The organism is Corallococcus sp. EGB (genome assembly GCF_019968905.1).
In the GTDB taxonomy this organism is placed as follows: domain Bacteria; phylum Myxococcota; class Myxococcia; order Myxococcales; family Myxococcaceae; genus Corallococcus.
The window spans coordinates 7061335-7076569 of the sequence record NZ_CP079946.1 but is presented as its reverse complement, the minus strand read 5'-3'; the positions used below and the strand labels follow the sequence as shown (position 1 = coordinate 7076569).

Annotated in this window: 11 protein-coding genes; 6 read left to right on the top strand and 5 right to left on the bottom strand. The window is 70.6% G+C overall.

The window, feature by feature from the left end; translation table 11 throughout:
- Window positions 1-271: 271 nt before the first annotated feature.
- The 3 genes from KYK13_RS28775 to KYK13_RS28765 all read right to left on the bottom strand — a co-directional run bounded on the left by KYK13_RS28775 (window position 272) and on the right by KYK13_RS28765 (window position 3941).
- A complete protein-coding gene (locus tag KYK13_RS28775; protein ID WP_223636025.1) occupies window positions 272-1054 on the bottom strand; it encodes a hypothetical protein in 783 nt (260 codons plus the stop codon).
- Window positions 1055-1224: 170 nt separating this feature from the next.
- Complete coding sequence (locus KYK13_RS28770) at window positions 1225-2595, bottom strand: sigma-54 dependent transcriptional regulator (RefSeq protein WP_223636023.1); 1371 nt, start codon at window positions 2593-2595, stop codon at window positions 1225-1227.
- Window positions 2592-3941: a PAS domain-containing sensor histidine kinase gene (locus KYK13_RS28765; protein ID WP_223636021.1), complete on the bottom strand. Its 1350-nt coding sequence runs from the start codon at window positions 3939-3941 to the stop codon at window positions 2592-2594. The genes KYK13_RS28770 and KYK13_RS28765 overlap by 4 nt, the downstream gene beginning before the upstream one ends.
- Window positions 3942-4269: 328 nt before the next feature.
- Here KYK13_RS28765 and KYK13_RS28760 point away from each other — a divergent pair, with 328 nt between their 5' ends.
- From KYK13_RS28760 to KYK13_RS28735, 6 genes are all read left to right on the top strand, one after another.
- Window positions 4270-5268, top strand: coding sequence for an HlyD family secretion protein (locus KYK13_RS28760; RefSeq protein WP_223636019.1), 999 nt, complete (start codon window positions 4270-4272; stop codon window positions 5266-5268).
- Window positions 5265-6191: an ABC transporter ATP-binding protein gene (locus KYK13_RS28755; RefSeq protein WP_223636017.1), complete on the top strand. Its 927-nt coding sequence runs from the start codon at window positions 5265-5267 to the stop codon at window positions 6189-6191. The genes KYK13_RS28760 and KYK13_RS28755 overlap by 4 nt, the downstream gene beginning before the upstream one ends.
- The gene (locus KYK13_RS28750; protein WP_223636015.1) at window positions 6188-7324 is read left to right on the top strand and encodes an ABC transporter permease; all 1137 of its coding nucleotides are present in this window, start codon (window positions 6188-6190) and stop codon (window positions 7322-7324) included. The genes KYK13_RS28755 and KYK13_RS28750 overlap by 4 nt, the downstream gene beginning before the upstream one ends.
- A 153-nt stretch (window positions 7325-7477) precedes the next feature.
- Complete coding sequence (locus KYK13_RS28745) at window positions 7478-9553, top strand: hypothetical protein (protein WP_223636013.1); 2076 nt, start codon at window positions 7478-7480, stop codon at window positions 9551-9553.
- Window positions 9554-9710: 157 nt separating this feature from the next.
- Window positions 9711-10862 carry a M4 family metallopeptidase gene (locus KYK13_RS28740; RefSeq protein WP_223636012.1) on the top strand — a complete coding sequence of 384 codons (1152 nt, stop codon included), beginning with the start codon at window positions 9711-9713 and terminating at the stop codon, window positions 10860-10862.
- 16 nt (window positions 10863-10878) lie between these two features.
- Window positions 10879-11202 (top strand): protealysin inhibitor emfourin, encoded by a 324-nt coding sequence (locus KYK13_RS28735; protein WP_223636010.1) that lies wholly within the window; start codon window positions 10879-10881, stop codon window positions 11200-11202.
- 58 nt (window positions 11203-11260) lie between these two features.
- On the opposite strand, the gene KYK13_RS28730 is transcribed toward KYK13_RS28735, so the two are convergent.
- Both KYK13_RS28730 and KYK13_RS28725 read right to left on the bottom strand, forming a co-directional pair.
- A complete protein-coding gene (locus KYK13_RS28730) occupies window positions 11261-13819 on the bottom strand; it encodes a polynucleotide kinase-phosphatase (protein ID WP_223636008.1) in 2559 nt (852 codons plus the stop codon).
- Entirely contained in the window at window positions 13816-15216 is a 1401-nt protein-coding gene (locus tag KYK13_RS28725) for a 3' terminal RNA ribose 2'-O-methyltransferase Hen1 (protein WP_223636005.1), read from the bottom strand. The genes KYK13_RS28730 and KYK13_RS28725 overlap by 4 nt, the downstream gene beginning before the upstream one ends.
- Window positions 15217-15235 lie beyond the last annotated feature (19 nt).

Here is a 15235-nt window from a genome sequence, read left to right as displayed (position 1 = left end):
CTGCCGTGGCAGGCGAGTGCGCGGCGAAGCACAGTCCAACAGCGTCCCGCGGGACGAGGCCGTTGCTATCGTTCAATGCCTTGCGACAGAAAGGACGGAACGCCATGGCGAGGACTCTCGCGACCCGGGCCGGATTGAGGGTGGACTTGCGGTGGTTGGGCGTGGAGGAGGGCGACCTCGTGTCCGGAAGGGTCGCCCAGGCCGGATCCCATCTCTTCGACGCGTGCCCGCTGGTCCGACGGCGCGTGGAGGGGTTGGAGGCGTCTCCCCATCAAGGGCAGCCGGAGCTGACCTCCAGCGCGTCGTAGGCCATCCAGCCGTTGCGGCGGGTGCCGGTGGCGGCGATGACGTAGCCGTAGATGAACTTCATGGTGCCGGACTGCTGGCGGTAGCGCCCCGCGCTGTCCAGCACCCAGAGCGGGATGTCGATGGAGGGGGCGCCGGAGTTCGTCGGGACTTCCAGGCGCTGGAACTTCGTGCCCGCGGGGAAGTGATCCACCGCGACGCCGCCCAGGCCGAAGCCCGGCACGTTGAAGGTGAGGTTCGTCGAGCCTAGGCCATTGGCGCGCACGAGCGGCAGGTAGTCGCCCGCGCGCTCATTGGCCGACGTCGTGTCGTAGACGACCTTCTTCACCTCGAGGGCGGGGTCGTGCGAGTTGCGCACGGCGTAGCACGCCATCTTGTTCAAGCCGGAGCTCAGTGCGGACACGTGGCCGACCTTCTCCTCGAAGGACGTGCGGCCGAGGATGGCGGACATGGGCAGCCAGCCGGAGCTGGAGTTGGACGTCGACGTCGCGAACGCGTGCAGCTCTCCGGCGAACGTGCGCGTCTGGCCGTAGTTGAAGAGCGAGCGCGTCCGCGTGGACGTGCCCACCACGGTGCCGTTGCCGTCGCGGATGGGCACGCCGGTGGTGATGGCCCAGGAGTCATCATCATCCGGGTCGTTGGTCTGCACGCGGTTGCCGCCGGAGGGGCGCAGCTTGCAGTTGTACGGGCTCTCCTCGCACACCGTTCCGTTGGAGCGGTTTCCTCCCGGAGACTGTCGCTGGGACAAGCCCGCTGAGCCCTTCTGTTATCTGTCAGAGGCCCGCTTTCCCTTTCCCATGGGCAGTCCCGCCTTGCCGGTCCTCGCCTGCCATGCCCTGTCGCCTGGGCCTGATTCCGGCGCATACCGATGCGAGGTGAAGACGGCGCCGGAGCCCGTACCTCCGGAGCCGTGAGCCTTCAACGCTCCGGCTCCTCGTCGTCACCCAGGAGGCCGTGTTTGCGGAGCTTGTCGTGCAGCGTGGCGCGGCCGATGCCCAGGGCCTTCGCGGCCTCCGTGCGCTGACCCCTGGATGCCGTGAGCGCCGCGAGGATGAGCTCCCGCTCATGCGCGTCCAGCTTCTCGCGCAGGGTGGTTCCGGCGTTGGAGGCGGCTGAGGGCATGGGCACGCTGACGCATCCGGGCAGCAGCTCCAGGTCCAGGGCGCCATCGGCGGACAGCACCACGGCGCTCTCCAGGGCGTTCTCCAGTTCGCGCACGTTGCCGGGCCAGGAGTGGGCCATGAGGCGCTCCAGGAGCGCGGGCGTCACGGGCACCGGCGGCATGCGGAAGCGCTCGGTGTGGCGCGCGAGGAAGTGCTTCGCGAGCGCGGCGATGTCCTCCGGGCGGCTTCGCAATGGGGGCACCTGGAGCGTCACGACCTTGAGGCGGTAGTAGAGGTCCTCGCGGAAGCGGCCCTCCGACACCCGTTGCGGCAGGTCGCGATGGGTGGCGGCCAGGACGCGGACGTCCACCGGGAACGGGCGGTCCTCGCCCACGGGGCGCACTTCTCCTTCCTGGAGGACGCGCAGGAGCTTCGCCTGGAGGGGCAGGGCGAGCTCTCCGATTTCATCCAGCAGCAGGGTGCCTCCCGAGGCCTCGCGGAAGAGGCCCGTCCGGGCGCGCACGGCGCCGGTGAAGGCGCCCTTCGCATGGCCGAAGAGCTCCGCCTCCGCCAGCTCCGGGGTGAGGGCGGCGCAGTTGAAGCGCACGTAGGGCTTGTCCGCGCGCGGAGAGGCTCGCACCAGGGCCTCGGCGACGCGCTCCTTGCCGGTGCCGCTCTCTCCCGTGATCAGCACGGTGACGTCCCGAGGCCCCACGCGCCGGATGAGCACGGCGAGCCGCGCCATCGACGGGGACACGAAGACCAGCGAGCGCAGCAGGTTCACCTCGCCGGACAGCCGCTCGTTCTCCGCCTCCAGTTGGACCATCCCCAGTGCGCGGCGCACCACGGCCAGCACGTCGTCCACGTCGAAGGGTTTGCGGAAGTAGTCCAGCGCGCCCAGCTTCATGGCCTCCACGGCGTGACGTTCGGAGCCGTGCGCCGTGATGAGGATGACCCGGGGCGCATGCGGGCGCGCGCGAAGACGGCGGAGCAGCTCCATGCCATCCAGCCGTGGCATGCGCAGGTCGCTGAGCACCAGGTCCACGGGCGGATCCGCGTCCAGCCGCGCGAGCGCGGCCTCTCCGTCCACTGCTTCCTCGACTTCGAGCCCGTCGTCCTCCAGCAATCCGCGCAGCGTGTAGCGCACGCCCGCGTCGTCATCCGCCACCAGCACGCGGGCCTTCATGGCAGGGCCTCCTTGCGCGGTGCTTCGCTCGTGGGGACCGCGGCGGGGAGTCTCAGCTCCGCCACGCAGCCCCCACCTTCGCGGGCGCGCAGGCTCAACTCTCCGCCGTGCTGGCGCATCACGGCTCGCGACAGCGCGAGGCCCAGGCCGGAGCCGTGGGGCTTCGTGGTGATGCCCGGCTCGAAGACGCGCTCACGCACCTCCTCCGCGAGCCCGGGGCCCCGGTCGCGCACCTCCACGCGGCCTTCGCCTTCCGCTGTCGTCCAGGCCTGGAGCTCCACCGTGGTGTCCCTGGGGGCCGCGTCCAGCGCGTTCTGCACCACGTCGATCAACACCTGCCGCACCTTGCGCGCGTCGCACCACGCCTCCACCGGCGTCCCCTCCGCGACCTTCAACGTCACGCCCCGCTCTCCCGCCATGCCTTCGTGCAGCTCCGCCACCTGCCGGCACAGGCCATCCAAGGGCACGTGCTGTTCGTTGAGCGGGAGCAGCGGCCGGGAGAAGTTGAGGAACCCTTCGAGGATCTCCTGCATCCGGTCCACCTCCCGGCGCAGCACCGCCAGCCGCTCCGCGGGCCGGCCCTCCACTTCGCGCGCGATCATCGCGGCCAGGCCCTTCACGCTCGCCAGCGGGTTCTTCAGCTCGTGGGCAATCTCTCCGGACAGCGTGGTGAGCGAACGCACCCGCTCGTCGTGCGCCCTCAATGCGTCATCCCGCGCGTCCAGCGCCGTGCGCACCATGCCCCGGAACGTGTGCCGCAGCGTCGTGCCAATGAAGTTCACCCAGACCATCATGAACGCCGTCACCGCGAGCATCGTCGCGAGCAGCGCGTTGTTGTGGCCCGCGCGCCGGCCGCCCCCGAAGAGCGCGGGCACCAGCCCATCCACCGCGCCCGTCAACGTCACCACCGCCTGCACTCCCACCAGCGCGAGCAGGTAGCCCATCCACCTGCGAGCCCGGTCCGGCGGGAACAGGACCGCCGTGGCCAGGGTCACGGGAAGCACCAGCGGAATGAGCGGGCTCTCCAGTCCCCCCAGCGACAGGTTCACCACCGTGAACAGGGGGAACGTCACGAGCGGCAACGCCGTCCCCGGCTCATGGGAAACCACCGGCTGCCGCCGCCACGACACGACGACCGCCAGCCCCGCCAGCACGATTCCGAGCGCGAGCGCCACGCACCAGCGACGCCAGGCGGTCGTGTCCCCGATGAGCCCCAGTGACATCAGCACCACGGGCAGGGGACTCAGGAACGTCATCACCTTCGTCACCTGCCGGAACATCCGCGAGAACGCCTCGCGCTGGACCTGCTCGACTCCGGCGGCCGTGGGCTGGGGCAAGGAATGCAAGGCGCGTCCTCCTGGACCGGGGGCCAACCCTATGCCCAAGCAAGGCGGATGCCCCAGCCCGGGATGCCCTGGAGGCCGCTTCACTCTGCTTTCCGGCTGTTCGGAGTGCCGGCGAGCGGCGTCGGAAATCCGAACAGGATGGGCCCCTGCCCCCGGGGGCTCCCTGGCGTTCAGTGCTGGCACGTCCAGTGCTCAAGGTGACGCCAGGACACGGGTGCGGGACGGGGCCCGTGCGCCAGAGGCGGACCCCTGGGATGGGCAGGCGTAGCGTGGCCCCGCCGCGCTCGGGGGCGCTCCATTCGCGGCGAAGCCGCGCCAGGAGGCACGGGTGTCGGGACCGGGCAGGACGTCGAAACACTCCAAGAAAGGCATCATCGCGGGGGCGGTGGTGGTGGCCGTCGTCGTGAGCGGCATCCTGTGGCTGCGGCGGCCTGCTCTGGAGCCGCCGCCGCGCTTCACCGGCTACGTCGTCAGCGACAACGTCTATCTGTCCTCGCCCGTCGCCGGCATGGTCGCGTCCGTGTTCGTGGCGCGCGGTCAGCGCGTGGAGGTGGGCACGCCGCTGTTCCGCATGGACCCCACGTCGCTTGCGGCGCGGGCCGACCAGGCGCGGGCACAGGTGGGGCAGATTGAAGCCCAGCTCGTCGCGCGCCAGTCGGACGTGGCCCGCGCGCACGCCTCGCTCACCGCCGCGCAGGCGGAGGCCGAACGGGCGGATGCGGAGCTGGCCCGCCTGGTCGCCGTCCAGAAGGCGATGGAGGGCGCCGTGACACCGCAGCAGCTGGACCTGCTGCGCGCGACGGCGACCCGCGCCCATGCCCAGCGCGAAGCGGCCCGCACGGACGTGGCGGCGGCGAACGCACAGCTGGAGGTGGTCCGCGCCCAGCTCGCCAGCGGACGCGCGGGCGTCACCGCCGCGGAGCAGCAGGTCGTGGAGCTGGCGCCCGTGTCCCCCGTCGTCGGCCGCGTGGAGGATGTCCTCTTCCAGCAGGGCGAGTGGGCCATCCCCAACGCCCCCGTCGTCAGCATCATCCCGGACGCGAAGCTCAAGGTGCGCTTCTACGTGCCGCAGGGGCGGGTGGCGTCCTTTCCGCCGGGCACCGAGGTGGCCATCGCGTGCGACGGCTGCGACGCCGGGATGACCGCCCGCGTGGACTTCGTCGCCTCACGCCCGGAGTACACGCCGCCCATCATCTACAGCCTGGAGACGCGGCAGAAGCTGGTGTTCCTGGTGGAGGCCGTGCCCTCCGCGCCCACGCGGCTGCTGCCCGGGCAGCCTATCGACGTGACACCCCGGAAGCAGCCTCCGGTGGAGGTGGAGCGATGAACACGCGAGCCATCGACGTGCGCGGACTCAACAAGTCCTTCGGTGACCGGCACGTCGTGCGGGACGTCTCCATCGCCGTGGACACCGGACGCATCACCGGCTTCCTCGGCCCCAATGGCTCCGGCAAGACGACGACGCTGCGGCTCTTGTGCGGGCTGCTCACGCCCGACAGCGGCGAGGGCACCGTGCTGGACATGGACTTCCGCGTCCGAGGAGACGCCATCAAGCGCCAGACGGGCTACATGACGCAGAAGTTCTCCCTCTACGAGGACATGTCGCTGGAGGAGAACCTGTCCTTCGTCGCGCGCGTCTACGGCCTGGACCGGCGGCGGGAGCGGGTGGAGGACACGCTCCAACGGCTGGGCCTCTTCGACCGGCGCCGGCAGCTGGCGGGAGCGCTCTCTGGCGGCTGGAAGCAGCGCCTGGCCCTTGCCGCCGCGACGCTGCACGAACCGCGACTGCTGCTGTTGGACGAGCCCACCGCCGGCGTGGACCCCAAGGCCCGCCGCGAGTTCTGGGACGAAATCCACGCGCTCGCCGCGGGCGGCCTCACGGTGCTGGTGTCCACGCACTACATGGATGAGGCCGAGCGCTGCCATGACATCGGCTACATCCTGTACGGCCGCCTCATCGCCCGGGGCACGGCGGAATCGCTCATCCGCGACTCCCGGCTGGTGACGTTCCTGGGCGAGGGGCCGGGTGTCGACCGCGTGGCGCACCTCCTGGCCCAGGCGGACGGCGTGCTCAGCGCTTCGGCGTTCGGCGCCTCGGTGCACGTCAGCGGATTGCAGCGCGAGGCCCTGGAGGCCGCGCTCGTCCCCTGGCGCAAGGAGCCCTACCGGTGGCGCGAGGTGGAGCCCTCCCTGGAGGATGTCTTCATCCAGCTCATGGGGCGCGAGCGCGACGAACGGTACACGTCATGACGGGCCCGCTTCCGCGCATCCTGGCCGTGCTGCTCAAGGAGTTCACGCAGCTGCGGCGCGACCGCATCACCTACGCGATGATCCTCGTCATGCCGGTGATGCAACTGCTCATCTTCGGCTACGCCATCAACATGGACCCCCGGCACCTGCCCGCGGCGGTGCTGTCCCACGACACCAGCACCCTGGCGGACTCCGTCGTCGCCGCGCTGGAGCGCACCGGCTACGTGGACGTGCGCTACCTGCCGCGCTCCGACGAGGAGCTGGATCAGCTCATCCGCCGGGGGCAGGTGATGCTGGGCATCACCATCCCGCCGGACTTCACCCGGCGGCTGCTCAAGGGCGAGCGCGCGCAGATCCTCGCGGAGGCGGACGCGTCCGACCCGCAGGCCGCGGCCGGAGCGCTCGCCGCGGTGAGCGTGCTGCCCACGGAGGCGCTGCGCAATGAACGGGTGGGGCTGGGCCCGCCCCGGTCCTCCGCGCCCGCCTTCGAGGTGGTGGTGCACCGGCGCTACAACCCGGAGGGCCGCTCGCCCGTCCACATCGTCCCGGGCCTCCTGGGCATCATCCTGTCCATGACCCTGGTGATGATGACCGCCATGGCCGTCACCCGCGAGCGCGAGCGCGGCACCATGGAGACGCTCCTGTCCACGCCCGCCACCCCGGCGGAGATCATGGTGGGCAAGCTCACGCCCTACGTCGTCGTGGGGCTCGTGCAGACCGTCGTCGTCCTGGGCATGGCGCGGGGGCTGTTCTCGGTGCCCATGGCGCGCACGCCCGCGGGGTGGATGGCGCTGTCGTGCGGCATCGTCCTGTTCATCGTGGGCAACCTGTCGCTGGGCTACCTCATCTCCACCGTGGCGCGCAGCCAGCTGCAGGCGATGCAGATGTCCATGTTCTACATGTTGCCGTCCATCTTCCTCTCCGGCTTCGCCTTCCCCTTCCTGGGGCTGCCGCGGTGGGCGCGGATGCTGGGTGAAATCATCCCCGTGACGCACTTCCTGCGCATCGTCCGGGGCGCGCTGCTCAAGGACCAGGTGCTGGCGGACATGGGGAACGACCTGCTCGCGCTGGGGCTCTTCGTGATGGCCGTGGCGGGCGTGGCGCTCGCGCGTTCACGCACCACGTTGGATTGACGCCGCACGTCGAAGTTGACGCACGCGCGAAGGTGGGAGGAATGGACGGCGGGACGATCCAATCGGACTGCCAATTGCAATCTTCTTGCGCACCGGAGTCACGCCCCACGTGGTTTCGCGGGGTTCACGCCCGCGTCCGGTCTGGAGAGGCCCATGTCCCGTGACAACTCCTTCGCAGTGGGTGCGGTGCGGACTTCGCACGTGTTCGTCGTCCTGGTCATGGCGGCGCTCGCCGCTGGCTGTGGAGGCGACGACGATGACTGCCTTCCCCGGAGCTGCGAGTCGCAGGGCTTCAACTGCGGCGACACGACGGATGGCTGCGGCCACCCGCTCGACTGCGGCACCTGCTCAGCGCCCGATACCTGTGGCGGTGCTGGAAAGGACAATGTCTGTGGTTGCCCCGACATGAAGACCGCGTGCAGCCCCGGGGCCGAGTGCGGCGTCGAACCGGATGGCTGCGGCGGCACCCTCTCCTGTGGGACCTGCGCGGCGCCGGAGGTCTGCGGCGGACGCGGCGTGGAGAAGACCTGCGGCATCCCCGCCGCAGACCGCGAGTGCAGCGACGGCTGGTGCTGGGAGTACCCGCTGCCCCACGGCTACAGCTTCATGGGCGCGCACTTCCTCGCGGCCAATGACGGCTGGGCCGTGGGCGAAGATGGCTTCATCCAGCACTGGGATGGAACGCGCTGGACGCGCGTGGCCAGCGGGACGCTGACGCCGCTGCGCGGCGTGCACGCCGTCTCCGCGACGGATGTGTGGACGGTGGGGGCGGGCGGTACCGTGCTGCACTCCACGACGGGCGGGGCCTTCTCACCCGTGAGCTCCGGGACGACGCGCGACCTGTACGCCGTGTGGGCCTCCGGTGCGAGCGACGTCTGGACCGTGGGCGCCAGCGGCACCGTGCGGCGCAACCAGGGCGGCGGCTTCCAGGGCGTGGATGCATCCACGACGGCGAACCTCAATGGCGTGTGGGGCAGCGGGCCTTCGGATGTCTGGATGGTGGGAAACGCCGGGACGCTGCGCCGGTACGACGGCAACGCGGTTTCCGGCATCGATGCGGGGACGACGGACATCGACTTCCACCAGGTGACGGGCACCGGCCCAAACGACGTCTGGACCGTCGCCTCGGATGACCCCTGTCTCTTCTGCGATGACTATGGCCAGGTGTTCCGCACCACGCCCGCGGGCATCGAGCAGTCCCTGCGCTCGTCGGATCAGCTGTTCTATGTGTACGCGGCGTCGCCCTCGTTGGTGCTGACCGGGGGAGAGGGCTTCGGCTACATCTACAACGGCACGAAGTGGACGGACACAGGCGAGGACGCCGTGGGCCCCATCGCCGGCAGCGGGCCCGACAACATGTGGTCCTTTGGCTGGGGCGGGCAGATGCAGAAGTGGGACGGGAAGGCGTGGAGCTCCAGGGCGCCGCTGCGCACGCTGAGGAATGCGTGGGCCATCCACGGCACGGGGCCCGCGGACGTCTGGGTGGCGGCGGATTCGGGCCGCGTGCTGCACTGGAACGGCGGCGGCTGGTTCGAACCCGCGCTGGCCACCTTCAGCAGCGACAGCGTCTCGGGAGTGTACGCCGCTTCGCCGACGGCGGTCTGGGTGGCGACGTCATTCTTCGGCCGCGTCTTCCGGTTCGACGGAGCGAAGTTCGTCGAGGAGCCCAAGATCGAGGGGCTGAAGGTGAGTGCCATCCACGGTGCTTCGGCGACGGACATCTGGGCGGTAGGCCAGTCCGGTGCAGCCATCCACTCCGACGGCACCACCTGGACACAGCAGCCCACGGGGGTCTCCGTGGCGCTCAACGCCGTCTGGGTGCATGGGCCCTCGCTGGCCATCGCGGTGGGCGACTCCGGCACCATCCTGCGTTGGGATGGGAGTGCCTGGAGCCCGATGACCTCAGGCACCAAGGTGTCCCTCAAGGCCGTCTGGGGCAGCGGGCCGAATGACGTCTGGGCCGCGGGCGCGGGGGGCACGCTGCTGCGCTACAACGGCGCGCTCTGGCTCCCGGCCGCCAGCGGCACGTCGTCGCAGCTCAACGGGTTGATGGGGCGCTCCGCCTCCGAGGTCTGGGCCGTGGGCGACAACGGCACGCTGTTGCGCTTCGACGGCGGCAAGTGGACCCCGGAGACCACCGGTACTCGCCGCGTCCTCCGGGGCGTGTGGGCGCCGTCTTCCTCGGAGCTGTGGCTCGTGGGGGAAACGGCGGTCCTGCATAAGCCCTGACCCCGGCCCTTCGCGCGAAGGCGCGCGAGCAGGCCTGGGGGTGAAGCGCCGCAGGGGCTCCCTGGCGACCGGGGAGCCCCCGTTGTCCCGTGCCCCGAGCACGGCCCTTCGTCATCACCATCGTCAGCGGGTACCCCCTTTCAGAAGGAGCCCGGTGATGTGTTGCAACACGCGACTCTGGCATTCCCACCACTGCATCCTGCCGCCGTACATCCACCGGCAGATTGCCCAGAACGGCTCGGCCCAGCAGCGCGCGCAGGCCCTGCGGACGCTCGCCATCGACAGCACGATGCGCGCCATCCGTTTGTCCACCAGCGGCGCGCCCCAGGCGGCGATGCGCCTCATCCCCGGCCCCATGGTCGTGGAGAGCCACAAGCAGCGCACCCTCTACAACGTGAAGAATACCGAGGCCCTTCCGGGCGAGGAGGTCCGCAGCGAGGGACAGGCTGACACGGGCGACCCGGCGGTGGACGAGGCCTATGTCGGCCTGGGCGCGACGTATGACCTCTACTGGGAGGTCTTCGGGCGCAACTCCATTGATGGCAACGGCATGCCGCTCCTCGGGCACGTCCACTATGGCAGCGGCTACGACAACGCCTTCTGGGACGGCCAGCGCATGGTGTTCGGCGACGGCGACGGCGAGCTGTTCAACCGCTTCACCATTTCGGTGGATGTCATCGGGCACGAGCTGACCCACGGCGTGACGGAGCACGAGGGGCCCCTGACCTACTTCCTCCAGGCAGGCGCGCTCAACGAGTCGCTGTCTGACTGCTTCGGCTCGATCGTGAAGCAGCGCCTGCTGAACCAGACGGTGGATCAAGCCGACTGGCTCATTGGCGCCGGGCTCCTCACGGCCAAGGTCCACGGCAAGGCCCTGCGCTCCATGAAGGAGCCAGGCACCGCGTTCGATGATCCGGTGCTGGGCAAGGACCCACAGCCGGGCCACATGAAGGACTTCGTGAAGACGACGGAGGACAACGGTGGCGTGCACATCAACTCCGGCATCCCCAACAAGGCCTTCTGCGTCGCGGCCACGAACCTCAAGGGCCATTCATGGGAGAAGGCCGGCCAGATCTGGCTGGAGGCGCTGCGCGACCCGAGGCTGAAGCCGAACTGCTCGTTCCTCTCCTTCGCCCGGCTCACCGTGATGGCTGCCGCCCGGCTCTATGGCAGCGGCGACGAGGAGCAGATCGTCCGCGACGCCTGGAGCCAGGTGGGCATCACCGTCTCCAAGGAGCGGGCTGCCGCGCCGGCCTGGACGCCGCCGATGCAGAAGCAGGCCGCGCAGCCGGTCCAGCGCAAGAACTAGGGCCTGGGGCTTGAGGATGCGAATCGAGCTCAAGCGGGAGGGAGGCCTCGCCTTCTTCCCGGGCCTCGCCAGGCCGCGCTCCGTGGACCTGGATGCACTGCCTCCCGCCACGGCGGAGGCGCTCCAGCGGGAGGTGCGGGAGGCCCGCTTCTTCGAACAGCCCGCCACCGTGGGCGGCGGGCCCACCGCGGGCGCGGACCGGACGAGCTACACCGTCACCATCGAGGATGACGGCGGAAGGAGGCATTCGGTCCGGCTGGTGGAGCCGGTGCAGGAGCCGCACCTTCGCGCCCTGCTCGGGCTCCTCCAGCAGGCCGAGCGGGAGCAGCGCGCCCCGTAGTCCCGGGGCCTGGTCGTGCGGACGGGTGGGAGGCTCAGGTCGTCGCGGTGGGCCCGCGCTACAGCCGCGGGTCCACTGGCTCGCTCTCCAGGGCGAGCACGCCGAAGACGCACTCGTGCACGCGGCGCAGGGACTCCTTCTTCGTGAAGCGCTCCAGTCCCTCCACGCCCAGCGCGAACTCGCGCAGCGCGAGCGAGCGCTTGGTGGACAGGCCGCGCTGGCGCAGCCGGTCCAGGTTCGCGGGCGCGGTGTACTCCGGGCCGTAGATGATGCGCAGGTACTCCGGGCCTCGGGACTTGATTGCGGGCTGCACCACGCTCTTGCGTCCGCGCACCGCGAAGTCGAACGGCTTCACCACCATGCCCTCTCCGCCGCGAGCGGTCAGCTCCTCCCACCACCGCACGCCGCCGGCCACCGCGTCCGGGTCCTCCAACGCCACGACGCGGTAGGGCGTGGCCATGAGGAACGACGGATCCGCGCGGCACACGCGCGCCAGCGTCTCCATGTGCCAGACGTGGTCCTTGTTCACGTGGGCCGCGCCCTCCGTGGCCAGCAGGTGGAACGGCGCCAGCCGCACGTCGTCCAGCGACGTCACCGGCCAGCAGTAGCGCCGGTACGCCTCCACATAGCGCTGCACGTGGGACGCCTTGTCCGTGAAGCGCGCGGACAGCTCACCCAGGGGCAGCCCCCGCGCGGTGGCCTGACCCAGCACGGACACCACGTCCGTCAGCGCCGCACGGGAGGCAGCGCCCACGGCGGCGTACGGGTCGCGCAGCAGCTCCTGGGCCTTGAGCGACCAGGGCATCAGCTCGCAGTCCAGGCAGGCCCAGTCCGTCTTCAATTCCTCCCAGAACCCAGACGCCTCCAGCGCCGCCCGGACGCGCGTGAGGAACGCGGCCTCCAGGGCTTCATCCGTGAAGAAGCGCCGGCCCGTGCGCGTGTAGCAGACGCCCGTCTCGCCGGAGGTGACGCCGAAGCGGCGGCGAGCGGCGTCCGCGTCGCGCGTGAGGACGACGACGGCGCGCGAGCCCATGTGCTTCTCCTCGCAGACGACCCGCGCCACGCCCTCCCTGCGGTAGTAGTCGAAGGCCTGCTGGGGATGCTCCAGGAAGCCGGGCTGGTCGCTCGTCTCCGACGGCGACATGGTGGGCGGCAGGTAGATGAGCCAGCGCGGATCCATGGCGAAGCGGCTCATCGCCTCCAGCGCGGCGGTGGTGTTCTCCTCACGCAGGGTGACGTTCGCGGCCAGCCGGGTGGAGATGACGCGCCTGCCCCGCACGTCCTCCAGGTCGAGCACGTCATCCGCCTGCTGCTGCGCGCTCAGGCCCGACGGCGCCGGGGCGTTCAGGGGCTTCACCGGCTCGCAGTACGTGCGCTGCGCGGGCACGGACACCAGCTCGCGCTCCGGGTAGCGCAGGGCGGTGAGCTGGCCGCCGTAGACGCAGCCGGTGTCCACGCACAGCGTGTTGTTGACCCACTCGGCCTCCGGCACGGCCTGGTGGCCGTACACCACCGTCGCGCGGCCCCGGTACTCGGACGCCCAGTTGAAGCGCACCGGCAGGCCGTACTCGTCCGTCTCGCCCGTCGTCTCGCCGTAGAGCGCGAAGGCGCGCACGCGGCCGGAGCCCCGGCCCTGCATGCTCTCCTTCATGCCCGCGTGCGCCACCACCAGGCGGCCGTCGTCCAGCACGTAGTGGGACACGAGCCCGTCGATGAACTTCGCCACGCGCTGGTGGAACTCCGGCGGCTCCTTCTCCAACTGCTCCAGCGTCTGGGCCATGCCGTGGGACACGTTGACCTTGCCACCGCGCAGCTTGCGCAGGAGCTTCATCTCGTGGTTGCCCGGCACGCACAGCGCGGTGCCGGCCTCCACCATGTCCATCACCAGCCGCAGCACGCCCGGGATATCCGGGCCGCGATCCACCAGGTCGCCCAGGAAGATGGCCCGGCGGCCCCCCGGCGGGCGCACGTCGAAGCCCGGCGTGCCGTCCGCGCGCGGACGCACCTGGTAGCCCAGCTTCGTGAGCAGCGCCTCCAGCTCCTCCCGGCAGCCGTGGATGTCGCCGATGATGTCGAACGGGCCTCGCTCGTGCTTGCGGTTGCACCAGAGCGGCTGGCGCTCCAGCACCACGCGGTCGATGACGTCCGGCTTGAAGACGTGGAGGTGGCGGAAGCCCTCGCGCTCCAGGCCTCGCATGGAGCGCTGCATCTGCGAGACCTGGTTGCGCACGAAGCGGGAGCTCTCGGCGCGGTCCGGCCGCTGCTGATTGCGCTCGATGCAGGTGCGCTCCGGCACGTCCAGCACCAGCGCCACGGGCAGCACGTGGTACTCGCGCGCCAGCTCCAAGAAGGCCTTGCGGGACTCCGGCTGCACGTTGGTGGCGTCCACCACGGTGAGCAGGCCTCGCGCCAGCCGCTTCGCCGCGACGTAGCGCAGCGTCTCGAAGGCGTCCTTCGTCGCCTCCTGGTTGTTCTCGTCGTCGGACACGAAGCCCCGGTAGGTGTCCGAGGAGAGCACCTCCGTGGCCTTGAAGTGCCGGCGCGCGAAGGTCGTCTTGCCCGCGCCGGACGGGCCGATGAGGACGACGAGCGACAGCTCTGGAATGTGGACGTTCATCGCGTGAACACCGCCATCTGCGTCGGCGCACCGACCTCCGCGTCGTTCTCTCCCACTGGCAGGAAGCGCGCGCTGTAGCCGTAGCGCTCGCACATGCGCGCGGCCCAGGCCTCGAACTCGGCGCGGGTCCACTCGAAGCGGTGGTCGCGGTGGCGGAAGGTGCCGGCGGGGAGGGAGGTGAAGCGCACGTTGTACTCGGCGTTGGGGGTGGTGAGGACGATGTAGCTCGGGCGCGTGTGCTCGAAGAGCACGCGCTCGAAGGCCGCGAGGCGCGGCGTGTCCAGGTGCTCGATGACCTCGATGACGGTGGCCGCGTCGTAGCCCGCGAGCCGCTGGTCCCGGTACAGCAGCGAGCCGTGCAGCAGCTTCAGGCGCTTGCGTTGCAGCTCGGGCATCCGCTCGATGCCGAGCCGGTCCTGGGCAATCTCCAGCGTGCGGTGGGAGACGTCCATGCCCACGATTTCGGTGAAGCGCCGGTCCTTCAGCAGGGCCTTCAGCAGCCGGCCCTCGCCGCAGCCCAGGTCCACCACGCGCGCGACGCCGTGCTCCTGGAGGACGGTCATCACCGTCTGGAGGCGCTGCTCGTTGATGCTCAGGCGCGACTCGAGCACGGCCTCCTCTGCGTTGCGCGCCTCCTGGCGCTCCTCCGGCTCCGGGGCCTCATCGCCCGCGAGCCGCTCCAGGGCCTCGCGCGCCAGGCTGTGCCGGTGGCGCAGGTAGCGGCGGGCAATCTGTTCGCGCTCCGGGTGCGCGGCGAGCCAGCCCTCGCCGTGGCGCAGGAGCTTCTCCACCTCCTCGTCGCCCACCCAGTAATGCTTGTCGTCGTCGAGCACCGGGATGAGCACGTACAGGTGCGAGAGCAGATCGCCCAGGCGCACGTGCCCCTCCAGCGTCACGGTGAAGTAGCGGCTGTCGCCCCACGCGGGCACCGTCTCGTCCAGCGCGTGGCGGGTCGCGGTGACGGTGTAGCCCAGCGGCTCGAAGAGGCGGCGCAGGAAGGTTTCTCCGCCCCGGCAGGGCAGCACGGACAGGCGAGCGGAGAAGGGCAGGGGCTGCGCGGCCAGCTCTGGCCGGTCCTTGCTGCGGCCCGACAGCGCCGTGCCGAAGACGCGGGACAGCGCCACGCTCATGAAGGACGACGCCACGTAGGGCCGGTCGTTGACGTACTGCTCCAGCGGACCGCCGGGGCCGCCCGACGATGGCCGGCCACGCACCAGGGCGACGGGGTCCACCTCCAGGAGGAGCGCCGCTGTCGTGCGGTCGGCGGAGGCCTCCGGGTAGAAGACGTGCGCCAGTCCGAAGGGCAGCTCGAAGGACTGGGGCCGTTCCGGGTTCTTGTGCAGCAGGTAGCCCAGGTCCGTCGCGGGCGAGTGGGTCGTCGAAAGCGTCAGGAGCATGGGGCGCGCGTGAATCCTG

Bases quoted from the DNA above. Each gene is read 5' to 3' on its own strand.
- KYK13_RS28770 (WP_223636023.1), bottom strand. From the start codon at position 2,595: ATGAAGGCCCGCGTGCTGGTGGCGGATGACGACGCGGGCGTGCGCTAC.
- KYK13_RS28755 (WP_223636017.1), top strand. From the start codon at position 5,265: ATGAACACGCGAGCCATCGACGTGCGCGGACTCAACAAGTCCTTCGGT.
- KYK13_RS28750 (WP_223636015.1), top strand. From the start codon at position 6,188: ATGACGGGCCCGCTTCCGCGCATCCTGGCCGTGCTGCTCAAGGAGTTC.
- KYK13_RS28745 (WP_223636013.1), top strand. From the start codon at position 7,478: ATGTCCCGTGACAACTCCTTCGCAGTGGGTGCGGTGCGGACTTCGCAC.
- KYK13_RS28740 (WP_223636012.1), top strand. From the start codon at position 9,711: ATGTGTTGCAACACGCGACTCTGGCATTCCCACCACTGCATCCTGCCG.
- KYK13_RS28735 (WP_223636010.1), top strand. From the start codon at position 10,879: ATGCGAATCGAGCTCAAGCGGGAGGGAGGCCTCGCCTTCTTCCCGGGC.
- KYK13_RS28730 (WP_223636008.1), bottom strand. From the start codon at position 13,819: ATGAACGTCCACATTCCAGAGCTGTCGCTCGTCGTCCTCATCGGCCCG.
- KYK13_RS28725 (WP_223636005.1), bottom strand. From the start codon at position 15,216: ATGCTCCTGACGCTTTCGACGACCCACTCGCCCGCGACGGACCTGGGC.